Source organism: Streptoalloteichus hindustanus (genome assembly GCF_900129375.1).
Lineage (GTDB): Bacteria > Actinomycetota > Actinomycetes > Mycobacteriales > Pseudonocardiaceae > Streptoalloteichus > Streptoalloteichus hindustanus.
Genome location: NZ_FQVN01000002.1, coordinates 809,995 through 826,768, shown reverse-complemented (window position 1 = coordinate 826,768; position 16,774 = coordinate 809,995). Strand labels below are relative to the sequence as shown.

Genomic DNA, 16,774 nt, shown 5'->3' with positions numbered 1-16,774 from the left:
AATTCCGGTGCCTCAGTGCCCGTGGCCAACGCCTTCCCCGGCACCGGAACCCTCCCGCGCCACATCAGCGGATCACGACGCGCTCGCGCCGTTCCCGCCAACCCCCAGCGCATGGCGCAGGTACGTCGCCGTGTGCGAACCGGACGCGGACAGCAGGTCGGCCGGCCGGCCCTGGAACATCAGCTGACCACCGGCGCTGCCGCCGTCCGGCCCCAGGTCGACCACCCAGTCCGCGTGCGCGATGACGTCCAGGTCGTGCTCGATCACGATCACCGTGCTGGCCCGGTCGTCGACCAGGTGGTCCAGCACCCCCAGCAGCCGCGCCACGTCGGACATGTGCAGGCCCGTGGTGGGCTCGTCCAGCACGTAGACCGCGCCGCGCCGGTGCAGGTACGAGGCCAGCTTGATCCGCTGGCACTCCCCGCCGGACAGGCTGGTGAGCGGCTGCCCCAACCGGAGGTAGTCGAGGCCGACGTCGACCACGGCGCGCAGGATCGGCCCCACCGACCGGTTCTTCGCGAAGAACTCGCAGGCCTGGCCCACGGTCATCTCCAGCACGTCGCTGATCGTCGCGCCGTCGAGGCGGTAGGCGAGGACCTCGCTGGTGAACCGCCGGCCCTCGCAGGTCTCACAGGGCGCGACGACTCCGGCCATGTAGGACAGATCCGTGTAGATCACGCCCATGCCCTCGCAGGCCGGGCACGCGCCGGCCGAGTTCGCGCTGAACAGCGCCGGGCTCACCCCGTTGGCCTTGGCGAAGGCCTTGCGGATCGGGTCGAGCGCGCCGGTGTAGGTCGCGGTCGTGGACCGCCGGTTGGCGGAGGGGGCCGTCTGGTCGACGACGATGGCGTCGGGGTGCTGGGCGAGGAAGACCTTGTGCACCAACGAGGACTTGCCCGACCCGGCGACGCCGGAGACCACCGTGAGCACCCCGGTGGGGATCTCCAGGCTGAGGTCGCGCAGGTTGTGCGCCCTCGCGCCGACGACCGCCAGCGAGCCGGTGGGCTCGCGCACCTCGTCCTTCAGCCGGGTCCGGGACCGCATGTGCCGCCCGGTCGGCGTGTCCGCCGAGGACAGCGCGGCGACGTCGCCGGCGAAGACCACCCGGCCGCCGCCGCTGCCGGCCTCCGGGCCGATGTCGAGGACGTGGTCGGCGGCGGCGATCACGTCGCGGTCGTGCTCGACCACCAGCACGGTGTTCCCGTTGTCCCGCAACCGGAGCAGGAGGTCGGTCAGCCGGCGCACGTCCCTGGCGTGCAGGCCGGTGCTGGGCTCGTCGAACACGTAGAGCATGTCGGTCAGCGTGCTGCCGAGGTGCCGCACGATCTTGATCCGCTGGGACTCGCCGCCGGAGAGGGTGTCGGTCGCCCGGTCCAGGCTCAGGTAGCCGAGCCCGATGTCCACGAGGTGCCCGACCCGCGTGGTCAGGGCCTCGACCACCGGCGCGACGTCCGGCAGGTCGAACGTCGCCAGCACGTCGAGCAGCCGGGTCGCCTCCATCGCGGACAGCTCGGCGATGCCGTGCCCCCGGACCCGGCAGTCCAGCGCCGCGCGGGACAGACGCGCGCCACCGCATTCCGCGCACCCCACCGAGGTCGTGAAGCGGCCGGCCATCTGCCGGGTGCGCTCCCCCATCTCGGCGCTGTCCTTCTGGATGTACAGGCGCCGGAACTTCACCACCGCGCCCTCGTAGGTCGCGTTGATCTGCTGGCCGTTGGTCCCGATCCGCACGGAGCCGTCGGTCCCGTACAGCAGCGCGTGCCGCTCCTCCTCGGTGTAGTCCCGGACGGGCTTGTCGGGGTCGAACCGCCCCGAGCCGCCGTAGACCTGCCACTGCCAGGTCCCGACCTTGAACGCCGGCGCGAGCAGGGCGCCCTCGTTCAGCGAGCGGGACGGGTCGAGGAAGGCGTCCATGTCGACGTCGGTGATCGTGCCGAGGCCCTCGCAGGCCGGGCACATGCCGGCCGGCAGGTTGAACGAGAAGGCGTCGGAGGTGCCGACGTGCGGCGTTCCGGCCCGGGAGAACAACAGGCGGAGCAGCGGCGCGATGTCGGTGATCGTGCCCACTGTGGACCGCGCCCCGCCGCCGAGCCGGCGTTGGTCCACCATGATCACCGCGGCCAGGTTCTCGATCAGGTCCACCGCGGGGTGCCCGTAGCTGGGCAGGAACCCGCGGACGAAGGCGGGCAGGGTCTCGTGCAGCTGGCGCTGCGCCTCCGCCGCGATCGTGTCGAAGACCAGCGACGACTTGCCGGACCCGGACACCCCGGTCACCACGGTGAGCCGGCGCTTGGGGATCTCGACGTCGATGTTGGCGAGGTTGTGCTCGCGCGCGCCGACCACGCGGATCCACTCCGCCACCGGCGGCCGGGCCCCGTCGGCTCGCTCCGCCTTCGTGCGCGCCTCCCCCACCGGCTCCGTCTGCCGGGCGTCAGGCGACACAAGCGTGTGCTCCAGCAAATTCTTGCCTCTCTCGTCATCACTCACGAGCAGCCTCGGAGATTCACGGACAACACGTGCGAAAACCAGGCCCGGCCTGGGCGAACCAGTCCGACCACCCCAAGAAGGTCATGGCTACCACAGGGGTCCGACAGAACCGGGTGTCAGCGCCCGCCGGCGCGACAACCCGAAGATCCGCGAGGACACCTCGTGGGGGAACGCGAACCCGGGCGCTTCACCCGGGGACTACCGCGCCTCCCCCGATCACGAACCCGACGGGACAGGGAGAGTGCGGGCTCCTCGTCCGTTGGCACTCATGACGGCTTCCACAGGCTTCAAGCTTATCGTTGAATCTGCGTGTAGAGGCTTTTCACCGATTTCCGCAAGTGGCTGGGGAACGCAGGCCCCAAACCCTCAACTCGCGGGTGAAGGACAACGACAGGAGGGCCGGCCGGTGGGACGCAGGGAAGCAGGTCTTCGCCCCGTCGACCTGGGGCGCATGGTGGGGGTCTCGTCGCAGCAGATCCGCAACTACGCGGACGCCGGCGTCCTGCCCCCGACCTCCCGGACGCCGACCGGCTACCGGCAGTTCGACTTCCGGCACCGCAGGGCCCTGTTGACCTACCGCGCCCTCGCCGCGGGGTACGGCCGGGAGACCGCCGGCGAGATCATGCGGGCGGTCCACGCCGACGACCTCCCGCGGGCGCTCGCGCTCGTCGACGCCAGCCACGCCGCGTTGCACGAGCAGCGGCGCGCCCTCCGGGCGGCGGGCGACGCGCTGGAGGCGGCCGCGGGGCGGGCCGTGGACACCTCGGCGATCCCCCGGTCCGGCCTGCGCATCGGCGAGATCGCCGCGCTCCTCGGCGTCCGCACCTCCACCATCCGGTTGTGGGAGTCCGCCGGCCTGCTCATGCCCCGGCGCGAGCGCGGGACCGGGTACCGGCGCTTCGGCCCGGCCGACATGCGCGACGCCCGGATGATCACGATGTTGCGCCAGGACGGCTATCCCCTGGCCCAGATCCGGAAGGTCATCGACGGCCTCCGCCGCACGGGCAGCAGCGAGGCGCTCCGCGTGGCCATCGCCCACCGCCAGTCCGAACTGACCGAGCGCGCGACGGCCATGCTCGAAGGCGCCAGCTACCTGCACCACTACCTCAGGGGCGACGAGCCGCCCGGCCCCCGCGAGAACACGGCCGAACCCGACGACCAATGAGTTTCGCCCTCCCCCGCCGTCATACAGGTGTCGGTCAAGCGACCACGCGGTCCCCGACACGGACGAGAGAGACGGACAGTCCACAGTGGACGGTCCACAGGCGTCGGCGGCGCCGCGCCGGGGAGGAGGATTCGTGAACGAGGTCAAGCAGCAGACTCGTCAGGACGGGAACGGGGACGGGGACGGGGCGTTGATGGTGGCGGCGCGACCGGGCGACGAGCGGGCCTTCACCGCACTGGTCGAGCGGTACCGGGCCGAACTCCAGGTGCACTGCTACCGCATGCTCGGTTCGGTGGGGGACGCGGAGGACCTGGTGCAGGAGACGTTCCTGCGGGCCTGGCGCGGGCGCGAGACCTATGCGGGCAGGGCCACCTTCCGGGCCTGGCTCTACCGCATCGCGACGAACGTCTACCTCGACTTCCTCGACCGTCAACCGCCCGCCGCCAGGCAGCGCACGAGACGGGCGCAACGCCGATTCCCGTGCCCCCGGCCGCGATCCCGTGGTTGCGGCCCTACCCGGACCGCCTGCTGGCCGGAATCGCGTCGCCGGACGGCGAACCGGACGCGATGGTGATCGCGCGCGAGACCTTGGAACTCGCATTCCTGGTCGCCATCCAACACCTACCGCCACGACAGCGCGCCGTGCTGGTCCTGCGAGACGTGCTGGGCTGGCCGGCCAAGGACGCCGCCGCGACGCTGGAGATGAGCATGGCCGCGGTGAACAGCACCCTCCAGCGAGCACGGCCCACCGTGCGCCGCCACCTGCCGCCACGACGTCTGGACTGGGCGCCCACCAGCAACCCCAGCGACGAGGAACGCGCGGTGCTCCAGCGCTACATGGAGGCGATCGAGCGGGCGGACAACGCCGCGATCGGCGCGCTCCCGCACGCGGACGCTCGGTGCGGCCAGCAATCCGGAGCCGGCGGCCACAACGACGCGCAGCCCACCTGGTACTCGGGGCGGGAAGCCCTTCTCGTGGCCTGGCAACCGGCGTTGCACGGGCCGCGCGCCATGGAGTTCCGGCTCCTGCCCACGCGCGCGAACCACCAGCCGGCGATCGCGGTGTACGTCCGCTCACCCGGCGAGGTGGAGTACCGGGCGTTCCGCTTGGACGTGCTCCGGATCGAAGGCGGCGCGATCGTGGAACCGGTCGGCTTCGTCCCCGACCTGTTCCCGGCGTTCGGCCTCCCGTCGTCGCTCTGAGCGACGATCACGAGGCGCAGCGCGGAAAACGCGGTGCCGTCGGCCGAGAACCGGCGGGCGGCGCCGGTTTCACCGGATCTTCAGCCCGAGGGCGGAGGCCACCACGAAAGCCTGGTCCGGCTCGATGACCGCGCCCGCCAGCCGCACGGTGAGCGGGTCGAGCGCGGACAGGTCACTGCCCCACAGGTCCGCACCGGACAGATCCGCGCTGTGCGACCACGCGTCGGCCAGGTCAACGCCGACGACTTCCATGAGGTCGTAGGAGCAGCGGTCGAACATGCTGCCGGCCATCTTGCAGTCGGTGGAGGTCGCGTCGAAGAACTTGCACCGGGTGAAGGTGCAGTTCAGGAACACGGCCTCCTGGCGGGTGGACGCGTTCCTGAACTGCACGCCGCGGAGCGTGCACTCGGTGAACGTCGCGCCCCGGTTGAACAGCTCCATCAGGTCCACGTCGAGGAACGTCTTGCGCTCGTAGTGCCCGCCCGACAACTCGGTGTGCTCCCAGTCGCGGGCGAGCACGGTGGTGTCGGTCGGTGGCGGAGGTGCACCGTTCCTGCGATCAGCCACGGAAATCCCGTCTTCGGAGAGCGGTGGCCGGTTCAGGGTGCGTCGGAACGCGAGTTTTCCCTGAGGTACTTGCCGTAGAGCGCTGCTGCACATGCGATGTCGACGGCAGGGCACCCTTCGTCCCAACGTCGGAACCGCCACGGCCGTTCAGCCGCATTCCTTGTCAAGGCCCTTCCGTACCGCCGTGGGCTGCCAGTAGGCAGTGATCGCTTGATCCGGTACCAGGGGAGGACCCTATGCGACGCACTCTCGCCATGGTGGGCACGACCGTGATGGCCGTCGGTATCGCCCTCGCGGCGGCCGGCACCGCCAGTGCCAGCACCTCCGATGTGACCACCGCCGATGCCGGCGGCGTGTCCCGGCAGGACTGCCGGCGCGGCGGCGGAACCGTGAAGTACGAGAACTACTGGGACAACGGGTGGAAGACCAAGGCCACGTGCATCGGAGGCGTGTACCACAACTACGACGTGATCGGCTGATCCGGCCGCACGGTCACTGAACCGCCGCTACGGCGCCTGCCCCCGCCTGTTCCAGCGGTACCGTCGCACATTCGCCGGTCGCGGCCCGGATCTCGGTGGTTGACACCGAGTCCGCGCCGCGGCCGGCGATTTCCTTTGTACCCGAACGATGTCCCACACACCGGTGCGTTCCGACGCAAATCGCGCTCTTCTGTCCACAGAGGACAGTGATCATTTGTGCCGGACCGGGAGAAGGGGACGTCAGGCGCCCTGGAGCTGGTCCCACACCTCGCGGTCGCGCTGCGCGGTCCAGATCCGCGGCCAGTCGACCCCCGACAGCTCGTCCCACAGCCGCGAGACGTCGAACGGCAGGCAGTGCTCGAAGATCGGCCAGCGGCCGTAGCGGGGCGCGAGCGCGGCGTGCGTCGCCTCGAACGCCTCCTTCAACGTGCCGCCCCTGGCATGCACAGCGCCGACTTTCTCCCGCATCACCAACAGGAAGTCGCGCGACTGCTCGATCGCGGCGTCCACCGCCTCGCGGCCGTGCGTCACCGGACCCCGACCGCCGACCAGCGCCTCCGCGCCCAGCGCCTTCACCCGGTCCAACGTCGTCGTCGACCAGTCGACGTGGAACGCGTCCCCGGTGTAGAGGGCGGCCTGGGCCTCCACCAGGTCGCCGGCGAACAGCACGCGCTGCCGGGGCAACCAGGCAACGATGTCTCCGGCGGTGTGGCCCCGCCCGCAGTACTGGAGAACCAGGTCGCCGCGCTCGCCGCCGAGGTCGATCGTCAGCCGGTCGGCGAACGTCACGTCCGGCCAGGTGAGCCCCGGGATCGAGTCGGGCTCCCTGAACAGCCGGGGCATCCGCCCGTACTCGCTCTCCCAGTCCTCCCTGCCCCGCTCCCGGATCAGCTCGCGGGTGTTCTCGTGGGTGATGATCACGTCGGCGTCGAACGCGGACGCGCCGAGCGTCCGCACGGCGTGGTAGTGGCTGAGCACCAGGTACCGCACCGGCTTGTCCGTGTGCGCGCGCAGCTTGTCGAGCCAGTCCCGCGCGGCGACCGGCGTCGCCCTGGCCTCGAACGCGACCAGGAAGTCCTCGCCCTCGATCGCGCCAACGTTCGGATCACCCTCGGCCGTCAACGCGTACACCCCGTCGGCGAGCACCTCCAGGGTTTCGGTCTTCGCCGTCAGGTCGGCGGAGGACGCGAACGGCTTGGTCGTCATCGTCGGTCTACCTCCGTGTCGTCGCGGTCAGCGATCTGGCGTGCGAACCCAACCCCTCCGACGTTCCCACGCCCCGCAACCCCCCGCCCGTCGCACGCCATCGGGAGGCACGACGTCGCCGGGCAGACCGCGGTCACCTCAACCCGAACGGGACGGGCCGAGGGCGCGGAGGGCGAGGGCGACCCAGCGTTCGCGTTCGGGTTGGGGGGTTTCCTCGCCGGGTGCGGTGGCCATGAGCAGTGCGAGATCGTCGACGGCGATGTCGGGGTGGAGCGCGCCGTCGCGTCGTGCGGCGGCGACCATGTGCGCGAGGGTGTCCCTGGCGTGCCGGGCCACCTCGTCGGGCAGGGGTGAGCCGGCGCTGGCCGCCGCCGCGCGCAGGAGGCGGTCCTGTCCCATGTGCACCACCACGCGGCGCAGGAGCGCGGCGATCTCGTCCATGCCGGTGCTGACGCCGTTGTCGATCCTGGCCACGGCCGCGTCGAGCACGGCGACGAGCTGGGCGCCGAGGTCGGCCATGATCGCGCCGACCAGGTCGGTCTTCGTGGGGAAGTGCCGGTAGAGGGTGCCGACCGCCACGTGCGCCGCGCGCGCGATCTCGTCCATTCCCACGTCGGGACCGCGCTCGGCGATCAGTTTCCTGGCCGCCAGCAGGATGGCGGCGCGGTTGCGCACGGCGTCCGCCCGGAGCCTCGGTTGCCTTGCCGCGTCGGCCATTCCGCCCTCCAGCGATCTTGCCAAGAACATGAACCCGTGGTTCACAATATAACTGAACCAGCCGTTCACCTTGAGGAGTGGATGATGTCCGAGTGGACCGAGGACCACTTACCTGACCAGCGCGGCCGGGTCGCGGTCGTCACCGGGGCGAACACCGGCATCGGGTTCGCCACCGCCAGGGCGCTGGCCGCGCGCGGCGCCCACGTGGTGCTGGCCTGCCGCGACCTCGACCGGGCCCGGACCGCCGTCGACCGCATCGCCCAGTCGGCCCCGGAGGCGCGGCTCGACGTGGTGCGCCTGGACCTCGCCTCGCTGGCCTCGGTCCGCGCGGCGGCCGAGGAGATCCGCGAGCGCCTCCCCCGGATCGACCTGCTGGTCAACAACGCCGGGATCACCGGGCTCCGCGGTCGGACCGGCGACGGCTTCGAGGTCCAGTTCGGCGTCAACCACCTGGGCCACTTCGCGCTCACCGGCCTGGTGCTGGACCGCCTGCTGCCCGTGCCCGGCTCCCGGGTCGTGACCGTGAGCAGCATCGCCCACCGCTACGGGCGGATCGACGACGTCGACGACCTGCGACCCGCGCGGGACACCGACACCGGGGCCAGGCCCGAGAACTCGGTGTTCACCTACGCCCGGTCCAAGCTGGCGAACCTGATGTTCACCTACGAGCTCCAGCGGCGGCTGTCGGCGGCGGGGGCGCCGACCACGGCCCTGGCCGCCCACCCCGGCGGCGCGAGCACCGAGATCTTCCGCAACTCCCCCGGCTGGTTCCGCGCGCCCAACCTGCTGATCGCCAAGCTGCTCGGCCGCTCCCCCGAGATGGGCGCCCTGCCGACCCTGCGCGCGGCGGCGGACCCCGAGGCGCGCGGCGGCGAGTACTACGGCCCCGGCGGGCTGTTCGAAGTCCAGGGCTACCCGCGCCGCGTGGCCTCCAGTCCCCGCTCCCGTGACGCGGACAACCAACGCCGCCTGTGGGAGGCGTCCGAACGCCTCACCGAGGTGATCTACCCCTTTTGATCACAACGCGGAACCCGCCGGACACCCGCCGTACGCGAAACGGCAACACAAAACGCCTTCTGGCGGTTAATCGTGTGCGGCGGGTGTCGATCCCTGGTTATGGTCCCCGGCGCATCGCGATGCACGTCCGCCGTCATCCCCACGAATCGAGCAATCGCCGTGAACAACCGCATTCGAGAGAACGACCGCCTGACCGACTGGTTCGCCGGCAACGCGTCTGTCCTCAGTGGACTCGACCCGGCGTCCCCACTGGACGATCTGGAGCCGCTGCGCGAGATCGTCGGCTCCGCCAGGGTGGTCGCGATCGGTGAGAACTCCCACTACATCCGCGAGTTCTCCCTGGTGCGCCACCGAATCCTGCGTTTCCTCGTCGAGCGCTGCGGATTCACCGTGCTCGCCCACGAGTCGGGCTTCAGCGAGGGTTTCACCATGGCGTCGTGGATCGAGGGCGCGGGAAGCGACGAGGACCTCGACCACCTGGTGGACAGCACCATCGCCGTGGGGCTGGCCCGTCCGGCCGAGGCCCGCGCGATGCTGCGCTGGATGCGTGAGCGCAACCGCCGCGCCGACACCCCGGTCCGGTTCGCCGGAATCGACCTCCCGATGGCCGCCGGGTCGCTGCTGCCCAACCTGCTCCCGCTGCGCGAGTACCTGACCGACGTCGACCCGGACTCCGTGCCCCTGCTCAACACCGCGCTCGGCATCGCCGAGCGCACCGCGGGCACCTCGCTGGCGCAGGCCGCGCCGGCCTGGAGCGAGCTCGACCCCGCCGAGCAGGACGCCCTCACCTCGGCCCTCGCCCGGCTGCTGTTCCGGTTCCAGTCGCTGGCCCCGCAACACGTCGCCCACAGCGACCAACGCCGCTACGACACCGCCCTCTGGCAGCTGCGCGGCGCCTGCCAGGCCGACTACCACCTCCGGGCCATGTTCGGCCTCATCAGCGGCACCCCGCTCTCCGGCGACATGTCGGTCCGCGACATCTACATGGCCGAGTCCGTGCGCTGGCACCTCGACCACTCCGAGCCCGGCACCCGCATCGTGCTCCTGGCCCACAACGCCCACATCCAGAAGACACCGGCGTACTACGGCGGGCCCGTGCTCACCGCGCTGCCCACGGGTCAGCACCTCCAGCAGATGCTCGGTGACGACTACGTGTCGATCGGCGTCACCAGCGGGGGCGGCGACACGGCCGCCCTGTACCCCGGCGGCGCCGAGCCGTTCGGCATCAGCCTGCAGAACGTGGCGCTGGAGGCTCCGGAGCCGGGCAGCATCGAGGGTCTCTTCGCCTCGGCCGACCTCGGTCTCAGCCTGGTCAACCTCCGCGAGGCGCCCCGGTCCGGTCAGGCCGAGACCGAGCCGGACCGGATCCGGATGGACAGCGAGTACGTCCACACCCCGGTGCTCGACGCCTTCGACGCCGTGGTCCACGTCCCCGCGTCCACGGTGGCCGACGACCTCGGCTTCTGATCCGACCACCCGCTCCGGGTCAGGCGTCCACCTCTGCGACGCCTGCCCCGGAGACGACAGGTCGGCCGCGTCAGCTCTCGTCCCGGCTGGACTGCTGGACCGCGTCCTTCATCCGGTCGAACAAGGCCAGAACCGGCCCCGCCAACAGGTTTCCCGTCGCGCTCTCGTTGCCGGGATGCGGGTGGGTGGGCGCCACCGCCTCCGCCGCGCGGACCGCGGTGACGAGCCGGCGGAGCTGGTCCGGCGTGCTCTGCTGGCGCAGGTAGCGGAACTCGTAACGCTCCTCGTACTGGGCGTGCGCGAGCACGGCGTCCCGGAGTTGGTTCAACAGCGGCGCGAACTCCGGGGACTCCGGGTCCATCTCGTCCAACCGGCCCAGCATCTCCTTGGCCTCCCGCTCCTCGGCCAGCCGGTCCTCGACGACGCCGTCGCCCCCGTCCAGGGCTCGCCGCGCCAGGGGGTGCACCACCTCCTCCTCCGCGGTCTCGTGGATCGCCAACAGCCGCACCAGTCGCTCGAACGCCGGTCGGCGGTCCCGCCCGTCCGCCCCGGTCGCCTCGGCGAACAGGTCGCGGATCAGCGCGTGCTGCTCCACCAGCAGGTCGACCACGTCCTGCGCGGGAGCCTCGTCACTCTGCTCGACCATGCCGCATCCTCCTGGTCACGCGCGCCGCTCAGGCCCTGGCCGACTGGTCCTCGCGCAACCGGGCCACCGGGTGCGGTCCCTCGGTCTCCAACCGGTAGTCCCGGCCGAACCGCTCCCGGTGCTCGTCGATCACGCGCTCGCTGGGGGGCTCCTCCCCGCCGTGGATCTGCTCCTGCATCCGCTCGAACCGCTCGTGCGCCTCCCGCACGTAGCCGGCTCCGAGCGTGGTCAGGTCGATCTGCGTGTCCAGCAGCTCGCGCAGGTACGCCTTGTTCGGCTCGAACGTCAGCGCGTTGGGCAGCTCCGGCGCCAGGACCTCCTCCGGCTCCCGCCCGTCGTTCTGGCGCATCAGCTCGCACGCGATCCGCAGGTGCTCCAGCTCCATGTTCAGGTGCAGCTCCCAGATCGCCCGCACCTTCGGGTCGGACTCGGTCTCCATGAAGGAGTAGTAGAGGTAGCACTCGTTGTACTCGTGGTTCACCAGGCGTTCCCACCAGGTCTCCCCGGGGTCGACCAGGGACTCGTAGTGGGTGACGTGCTCCTCCTCGATCAGGCCGATCTCCTGGTAGAGCTGCCGCGCGATCGGCTCCATGTACTGCGGGCCGACGTTCATGTAGAAGTTCATCGTCTGCTGCTCGGCCGACATGATCGTCAGCGCGTGCAGTTTGGACAGCGGCGAGGCCTCGTTCCGGTCGTACGGCTCCCGCACGTTGTCGGCGGGATGCCGGTGGTGGTACTTGGTGGGCCGGCCCGGCATCACCTCGGTCAGGCCGTCGACGATCTTCTCGGCCTTGCGGTGCTGCACCATCTCGTACAGGTTGGCGTAGCGGTAGAGGTGGTCGAAGTCCTCCAGGACCCCGAACTGGTACGCCTGCTTCAGGTACGGGTCGGGTTCCATCCGCGCCACCCACGCGGTGAGGTCGACGGCGACCTGCTCGTAGGCGATCGTGGTCTCCAGCGGGGACGCCCCGCCGGGCAGCAGCCAGTTCACCGCCTTCTGCTGCTGGTGCTCCACGTACCGCACCTCGGCCAGCTTGCGCTGCACGTCCGGGTCCAGGCAGTTGCGGGCGAACTGGTGGCTGAACAGGACCGCCTCGACCTCGATGCCGTTCATGGTGATGACGCGGCACCGGGTGTAGGGGTCGGCGTGGTCGGGATCGATCGGCGTGACGTCCAGCTCACGCCAGTTCCTGATCTGCTGGTCGAGCGGGATTCCCCGTTCCCGCAACGGGTTGAAGGTCATGAGGGGTCCTTCCACGGTGGAGCGCACGGGGGTCGGTCCGACCGTAGGTCGGACCGACCCCGCCGGCAGCGCGACCGCGCCCCTTTCGGGCGACAGCACCCGGAGGGCTGAACCGCTCACACCCCGACACCGGCCGAAACGCCGACCGGAGCAGATTTCCCCGTTCGGGGAAACACGCTGACACCAGGACGAGGACGTCACCGTGCCGGCAGTCCCCCGACTGGTCCCAGCGTTCACCACGCGGCGCGCACGTCACGCTCCGTGCCCACCGACGTGACGGCCGCCAGGCCAACGCCGACCGTGAGCTCCCCGCGCCGGACGGCGGAGACGCCCCGGTCCAGCGACCCACGAGGAGGGGGTGGAACTCAGCTCGCCAACAGGCGGCGAAGCTCCTCCGGGTAGTCCTCGTAGCTGGCGACGAAGTCCTGGAGGTCGACCAACCACGGGAAGTCGATGATCGGCTGCCGCTGGGCGAGGAACACCGCGCTCTGCTCGACGACCCGCTGCTCGTCCGCCGTGGAGACGCCCAACTGCTCCAACACACTCGGGTCGACGTGGAACCGGCACTCCACCGTCTGTCCCTCGGCCTCGGTCCGGACCAGGTACTCGTGCTCGGCGACGGGCTCCACGAGGAACTGCTGGGTCATACGACCAACCTAGGCGGTTTCCGACGCTGGCGCACTCCTCCATCCTGATCTTCTTCACGTGCCGCCGACCCCGGGGGCGATCCGGACGAACACCCCGAACCCCTCCTCGCGCGTGGCGCGATTTCTCCGTCGCCACACCGAAAAGGTCGACGACGCTCAGGCCGTCGCGCTGTCAAGGGCCTGCTCGATGTCGGCCCACAGGTCCTCGTGGTGCTCGATGCCGAAGGAGACGCGGACGAGGCCCTGACCGATGCCGGCCGCGCGCAGCTCGTGCGCGTCGAGGGTGCGGTGCGACGTGGTCGCGGGGTGCATCACGACCGTCTCGGTGCCGCCGAGCGACCCGGCGACCAACACCAGCCGCAGAGCGCGCATGAACGCGTGGGCGGCGTCGACTCCCCCGCGGACGTCGAAGGCCAGGGTTCCGCCGTAGCCGGACAGGAACCGGCTGGCCCGGTCGTGGCTGGGGTGGTCCGGCAGGCCCGGGTGGTGCACGGCCGCGACGGCCGGGTGAGCCGCCAGTCGCCGCGCGACGCGCAGGGAGTTGTCGCACTGCTGGCGCACCCGCAGCGGCAACGTCTTCACACCCCGCAGGACCAGCCACGAGGAGAACGGGTCGGCGGTCGAGCCGAGCCTGGTGGCCTGCGCCCAGGCCGCGCGGTAGCGGTCGACGTCGGCGAAGACGGCGACGCCCCCGACCACGTCGTGGTGCCCGCCGAGGTACTTGGTCGCCGAGTGGACGACGACGTCGGCGCCGTGCTCAAGAGGTCGGCACAGCATCGGGGTGGCGAAGGTGTTGTCCACCACCGTGACCAGCCCGGCGGAGCGCGCCACCGCGGCCAGGGCGGGCAGGTCGGAGACGTGACCGGTCGGGTTGGCGATGGTTTCCAGGTAGAGGATCCGGGTCGTGGGGCGGATCGCGGCCTCGACCTCGGCGGGGTCCTCGCCCCCGACGTAGCTGATCTCGATCCCCCAGCGCTCGACGAGGTCGCGCAGCGCGGCGAAGGCCCCGCCGTAGAGGGCCTTCTGCGCCACGACGTGGTCGCCCTGCCGCAGGATCGACTGGAGCACCGTGCTGATCGCCGCCATGCCGGAGGCCGTGGCGAGTGCCGCCGCGCCGCCCTCCAGGTCGGCCATGACGTTCTCCAGCGCCCTTGTCGTGGGGCTGCTGTAGGCGCTGTAGGCGAAATCGCCCTCGGGACCGGCCATCGCCGTCGCCAGCGCGGTGTGGTCGTCGAACGCGTAGATCGAGGACTGGTGGAGCGGGACGCTGACCGGCGTTCCGCCCTCCGGCACGGGAGCGGAGATCCTCGTTGCCCTGGTCTGGGGGTGGTAGGTCATGCCCCCAGCGTCCACCACGGCCGGAGCCGGCCACAGAGCCAATTCTGACAGTATTGGTCCGGTGTTGAAGCCACCCGCGATCGACGGTCTGGTGGCTCGACTCGGTCGGTGGTCGGCCGGGCGCGGGCCGCTCTACGTGCTGCTGGCCGCGCGACTGCGGGAGCTGATCGACGACGGGGAACTCCCGCCCGACACGCCGCTGCCGCCCGACCGCGCGTTCGCGACGGCGCTGGCCGTGGGGCGCGGCACGGTGGTCGCGGCCTACGACGTGTTGTGCCAGGAGGGCAAGATCGTTCGCCGACAGGGCAGCGGAACCCGGGTCGCCTCGGCGGTCCTGCCCCGGGACCGGACCCGCGCCGGCGACACCGCCAACCCGCTGTTCCTGCACCTGCTGGAACGCCCGGACCACGTCGTCCAGCTCACCTGCGCCACGCCCACGACGGTTCCGCCCGAGGTGACATCGGCCTACACCAGGGCCTTGTCCCTCATCCGCTCCGACGGGCTCGGCTACCACCCCGCAGGGCACCCGGCGTTGCGCGGGGCGCTCGCCGAGCGCTACACGCGGCGGGGCCTGCCCACCGAGCCCGACCAGATCCTGGTCACGACCGGCGCGCAACAGGCGTTGTCGCTGGTGACCAGGCTTCTGGTGCGGCCAGGGGACAAAGTGGTCGTGGAGGCGCCGACCTACCCGGGCGCACTGGAGGTCTTCCGCGAGGCAGCGGCGATCCCGCGCCCGGTGTCCAGTGTGGACGGTCTTGACTGGCCTGCCCTCGTGGACGTCCTGGGGCGGGAGCGCCCGGCTCTCGGCTACCTGATCCCCACCCACCACAACCCGACCGGCACCGTGCTGCCCACCCCGGCCCGGCGCCGGGTGGCCGAGGTGGCGGCGGTGCACGGCGTGCCCCTTGTCGACGACGAGGCGCTCGTCGACCTCGGGTTCGACGGCGCGGAGCCGGCGCCGCTGGCCGTGTTCGCCCCGGACAACGCGGTCCTCACGGTCGGCTCGCTGAGCAAGATCGTGTGGGGTGGGTTGCGGGTGGGCTGGGTCCGCGCGTCGGCGGCGCTCGTCGCCCGCCTGGCCAGGCTCAAGGCCGTCCACGACCTCGGCAGCGACGTGGCCAGCCAGCTCGCCGCCGTCGACCTGCTCGCCGATCTCGACGCCATCCGGGCACGCCGCGCCGGCGAGCTCCGGCGACGGCACGACCGGCTCCGCGCCGAGTTGGGCGCCCGACTTCCCGACTGGCGGTTCCGTCCCGCCGCCGGTGGTCAGACCCTGTGGGTGCGGCTACCGCACGGCGACGCGGTCTCGTTCGCCCAACTCGCCCTCCGGCACGGAATCGCCCTGCTGCCCGGCGGCTCGTTGGACGTCTCCGGCGGCAGTGCCGCGTGTCTGCGCATTCCCTTCCTCGCTCCACCCGACGAGTTGGGGAAAGCCGTGCGCCAGCTGGCAGGGGCGTGGCGCGACTACAGCCCGTCGGCGGACCCGCCCACCACACTCGCTCCCCTGGCGATCTGACCGCAATCCCGCGCGTCAGACCGAGATTCGGCATGTGTCTACTGTGGATTTTCCTGTTGACAGATGCGTCCACTGAGGACGCCGAAGCGCCGTGTCAGTCACCGAGGTGGAAGACCGCCTTGCCCCGCAACCGCCGCTCGGCCAGCATCGTGAGCGCGTCACCGACCCGTGACCACGGGAGGTGGTGGTCGATCTGCGGGTGCAGACGACCGGTCGCGGTGAGCCGAACCAGCGCGGCCAGGTCCGCTCCCCAGCTCACCGGGCTGTCGTACACGGTGAACTGCCGCGGGGCCGCGGACTCGAAACCGGCGAAGTAGTCGAAGGAGTTCAGGACTGTCCGGAGACGTGGACCCCGACAGTGACCCCGAGCACACTCTAGATCAAATACAGAGCTGTACCGTATTGTTGGTCGGGCAAGGTGATCACGCGGCCGAGCGGGCGCGCACCGGGGGAAGGAACATCCGACATGAGCGAGGGCACCGCCACGCAGCGGCGTCCCGGCCGGCCGCGCAGCCAGGAGGCGGACGCGGCGATCCTGCGGGCGGCGGTCGACCTGTTGGTCGAGCGCGGCGCCGGCGAGGCCAGCATCGAGCAGATCGCCCAGCGCGCCGGCGTCACCAGGGCCACCGTGTACCGCAGGTTCCGCGACAAGACCCAACTGCTGGTGCAGGCGGTCGAGGCGGAGAACGGCGCCCAGAGCGAGAGCGCGCTGACCTGGCCGAACGTCGACCGGATGCTCGACGACTGGGCCGGATACCTCGGCCATTCCCGGCACCGCCGCATACTGCGCCGCCTCTACGGCGCGCTGGACGACTTCCCGGAGCTGCTGGCGGCCTACCACGAGTCCTACGGCCGCCGGCGCGCCGAGGGCGTCCGCGACACGCTGCACCGCGCGCGCGAGGCCGGGCACCTCCCGGCGGACGTCGACATCGACTTCCTCCAGCAACTGCTCAGCGGCGCGGTCCTGCACCACCTCGGCGCGTACCCCGACACCACCGGGGCCGACGAGATCAGGGAGTACCTCGCCACGGCGCTCCGACAGGTCGGGTACCGACCGGCTCCGCCGGGACCGTGAA

At 71.2% G+C, this 16,774-nt stretch carries 17 protein-coding genes; 8 read left to right on the top strand and 9 right to left on the bottom strand.

Features of this window, described 5'->3' with window-relative positions; all coding sequences use genetic code 11:
* Positions 1 to 72: 72 nt before the first annotated feature.
* The gene (locus BUE43_RS09075) at positions 73 to 2,361 is read right to left on the bottom strand and encodes an ATP-binding cassette domain-containing protein (protein ID WP_073481052.1); all 2,289 of its coding nucleotides are present in this window, start codon (positions 2,359 to 2,361) and stop codon (positions 73 to 75) included.
* A 532-nt stretch (positions 2,362 to 2,893) separates the two neighbouring features.
* Between BUE43_RS09075 and BUE43_RS09070 the strand changes: the two genes are divergently transcribed.
* The 3 genes from BUE43_RS09070 (at position 2,894) to BUE43_RS09065 (ending at position 4,855) form a co-directional block, all read left to right on the top strand.
* Positions 2,894 to 3,652 (top strand): MerR family transcriptional regulator, encoded by a 759-nt coding sequence (locus BUE43_RS09070; protein ID WP_073480894.1) that lies wholly within the window; start codon positions 2,894 to 2,896, stop codon positions 3,650 to 3,652.
* 133 nt (positions 3,653 to 3,785) lie between these two features.
* Entirely contained in the window at positions 3,786 to 4,226 is a 441-nt protein-coding gene (locus tag BUE43_RS35010; protein WP_234995615.1) for a sigma-70 family RNA polymerase sigma factor, read from the top strand.
* Positions 4,157 to 4,855, top strand: a complete 699-nt coding sequence (locus tag BUE43_RS09065) for a sigma factor-like helix-turn-helix DNA-binding protein (RefSeq protein ID WP_234995614.1) — start codon at positions 4,157 to 4,159, stop codon at positions 4,853 to 4,855. The genes BUE43_RS35010 and BUE43_RS09065 overlap by 70 nt, the downstream gene beginning before the upstream one ends.
* A gap of 69 nt (positions 4,856 to 4,924) precedes the next feature.
* Here the strand turns inward: BUE43_RS09065 and BUE43_RS09060 are convergent, their stop codons facing one another.
* A complete protein-coding gene (locus BUE43_RS09060) occupies positions 4,925 to 5,422 on the bottom strand; it encodes a pentapeptide repeat-containing protein (protein WP_073480893.1) in 498 nt (165 codons plus the stop codon).
* A 236-nt stretch (positions 5,423 to 5,658) separates the two neighbouring features.
* Here BUE43_RS09060 and BUE43_RS09055 point away from each other — a divergent pair, with 236 nt between their 5' ends.
* Positions 5,659 to 5,901 carry a hypothetical protein gene (locus BUE43_RS09055; RefSeq protein ID WP_143174040.1) on the top strand — a complete coding sequence of 81 codons (243 nt, stop codon included), beginning with the start codon at positions 5,659 to 5,661 and terminating at the stop codon, positions 5,899 to 5,901.
* 240 nt (positions 5,902 to 6,141) lie between these two features.
* Here the strand turns inward: BUE43_RS09055 and BUE43_RS09050 are convergent, their stop codons facing one another.
* Complete coding sequence (locus BUE43_RS09050; protein WP_073480891.1) at positions 6,142 to 7,107, bottom strand: MBL fold metallo-hydrolase; 966 nt, start codon at positions 7,105 to 7,107, stop codon at positions 6,142 to 6,144.
* Between the two features lie 138 nt (positions 7,108 to 7,245).
* On the bottom strand, positions 7,246 to 7,854 hold the full coding sequence (locus BUE43_RS09045) for a TetR/AcrR family transcriptional regulator (protein ID WP_234995613.1): 609 nt from the start codon (positions 7,852 to 7,854) through the stop codon (positions 7,246 to 7,248).
* 54 nt (positions 7,855 to 7,908) lie between these two features.
* Here BUE43_RS09045 and BUE43_RS09040 point away from each other — a divergent pair, with 54 nt between their 5' ends.
* Positions 7,909 to 8,841, top strand: coding sequence for an oxidoreductase (locus BUE43_RS09040; RefSeq protein ID WP_073481050.1), 933 nt, complete (start codon positions 7,909 to 7,911; stop codon positions 8,839 to 8,841).
* Positions 8,842 to 9,000: 159 nt separating this feature from the next.
* A complete protein-coding gene (locus BUE43_RS09035) occupies positions 9,001 to 10,308 on the top strand; it encodes an erythromycin esterase family protein (RefSeq protein ID WP_200797420.1) in 1,308 nt (435 codons plus the stop codon).
* 70 nt (positions 10,309 to 10,378) lie between these two features.
* Here BUE43_RS09035 and BUE43_RS09030 read toward each other — a convergent pair whose 3' ends face one another.
* From BUE43_RS09030 to BUE43_RS09015, 4 genes are all read right to left on the bottom strand, one after another.
* The gene (locus BUE43_RS09030) at positions 10,379 to 10,954 is read right to left on the bottom strand and encodes a hemerythrin domain-containing protein (RefSeq protein WP_073480889.1); all 576 of its coding nucleotides are present in this window, start codon (positions 10,952 to 10,954) and stop codon (positions 10,379 to 10,381) included.
* A 28-nt stretch (positions 10,955 to 10,982) separates the two neighbouring features.
* Complete coding sequence (locus BUE43_RS09025; RefSeq protein ID WP_073480888.1) at positions 10,983 to 12,197, bottom strand: hypothetical protein; 1,215 nt, start codon at positions 12,195 to 12,197, stop codon at positions 10,983 to 10,985.
* A 365-nt stretch (positions 12,198 to 12,562) separates the two neighbouring features.
* Positions 12,563 to 12,844: a hypothetical protein gene (locus BUE43_RS09020; RefSeq protein ID WP_073480887.1), complete on the bottom strand. Its 282-nt coding sequence runs from the start codon at positions 12,842 to 12,844 to the stop codon at positions 12,563 to 12,565.
* Between the two features lie 156 nt (positions 12,845 to 13,000).
* The gene (locus tag BUE43_RS09015; RefSeq protein ID WP_073480886.1) at positions 13,001 to 14,182 is read right to left on the bottom strand and encodes a trans-sulfuration enzyme family protein; all 1,182 of its coding nucleotides are present in this window, start codon (positions 14,180 to 14,182) and stop codon (positions 13,001 to 13,003) included.
* A 61-nt stretch (positions 14,183 to 14,243) separates the two neighbouring features.
* Between BUE43_RS09015 and BUE43_RS09010 the strand changes: the two genes are divergently transcribed.
* The gene (locus BUE43_RS09010) at positions 14,244 to 15,698 is read left to right on the top strand and encodes an aminotransferase-like domain-containing protein (protein WP_234995612.1); all 1,455 of its coding nucleotides are present in this window, start codon (positions 14,244 to 14,246) and stop codon (positions 15,696 to 15,698) included.
* 94 nt (positions 15,699 to 15,792) lie between these two features.
* Here BUE43_RS09010 and BUE43_RS34640 read toward each other — a convergent pair whose 3' ends face one another.
* On the bottom strand, positions 15,793 to 15,957 hold the full coding sequence (locus BUE43_RS34640; RefSeq protein ID WP_200797419.1) for a zinc-binding dehydrogenase: 165 nt from the start codon (positions 15,955 to 15,957) through the stop codon (positions 15,793 to 15,795).
* A gap of 207 nt (positions 15,958 to 16,164) precedes the next feature.
* Between BUE43_RS34640 and BUE43_RS09000 the strand changes: the two genes are divergently transcribed.
* Complete coding sequence (locus BUE43_RS09000; RefSeq protein ID WP_073480884.1) at positions 16,165 to 16,773, top strand: TetR/AcrR family transcriptional regulator; 609 nt, start codon at positions 16,165 to 16,167, stop codon at positions 16,771 to 16,773.
* The last annotated feature ends 1 nt before the right edge of the window (position 16,774 follow it).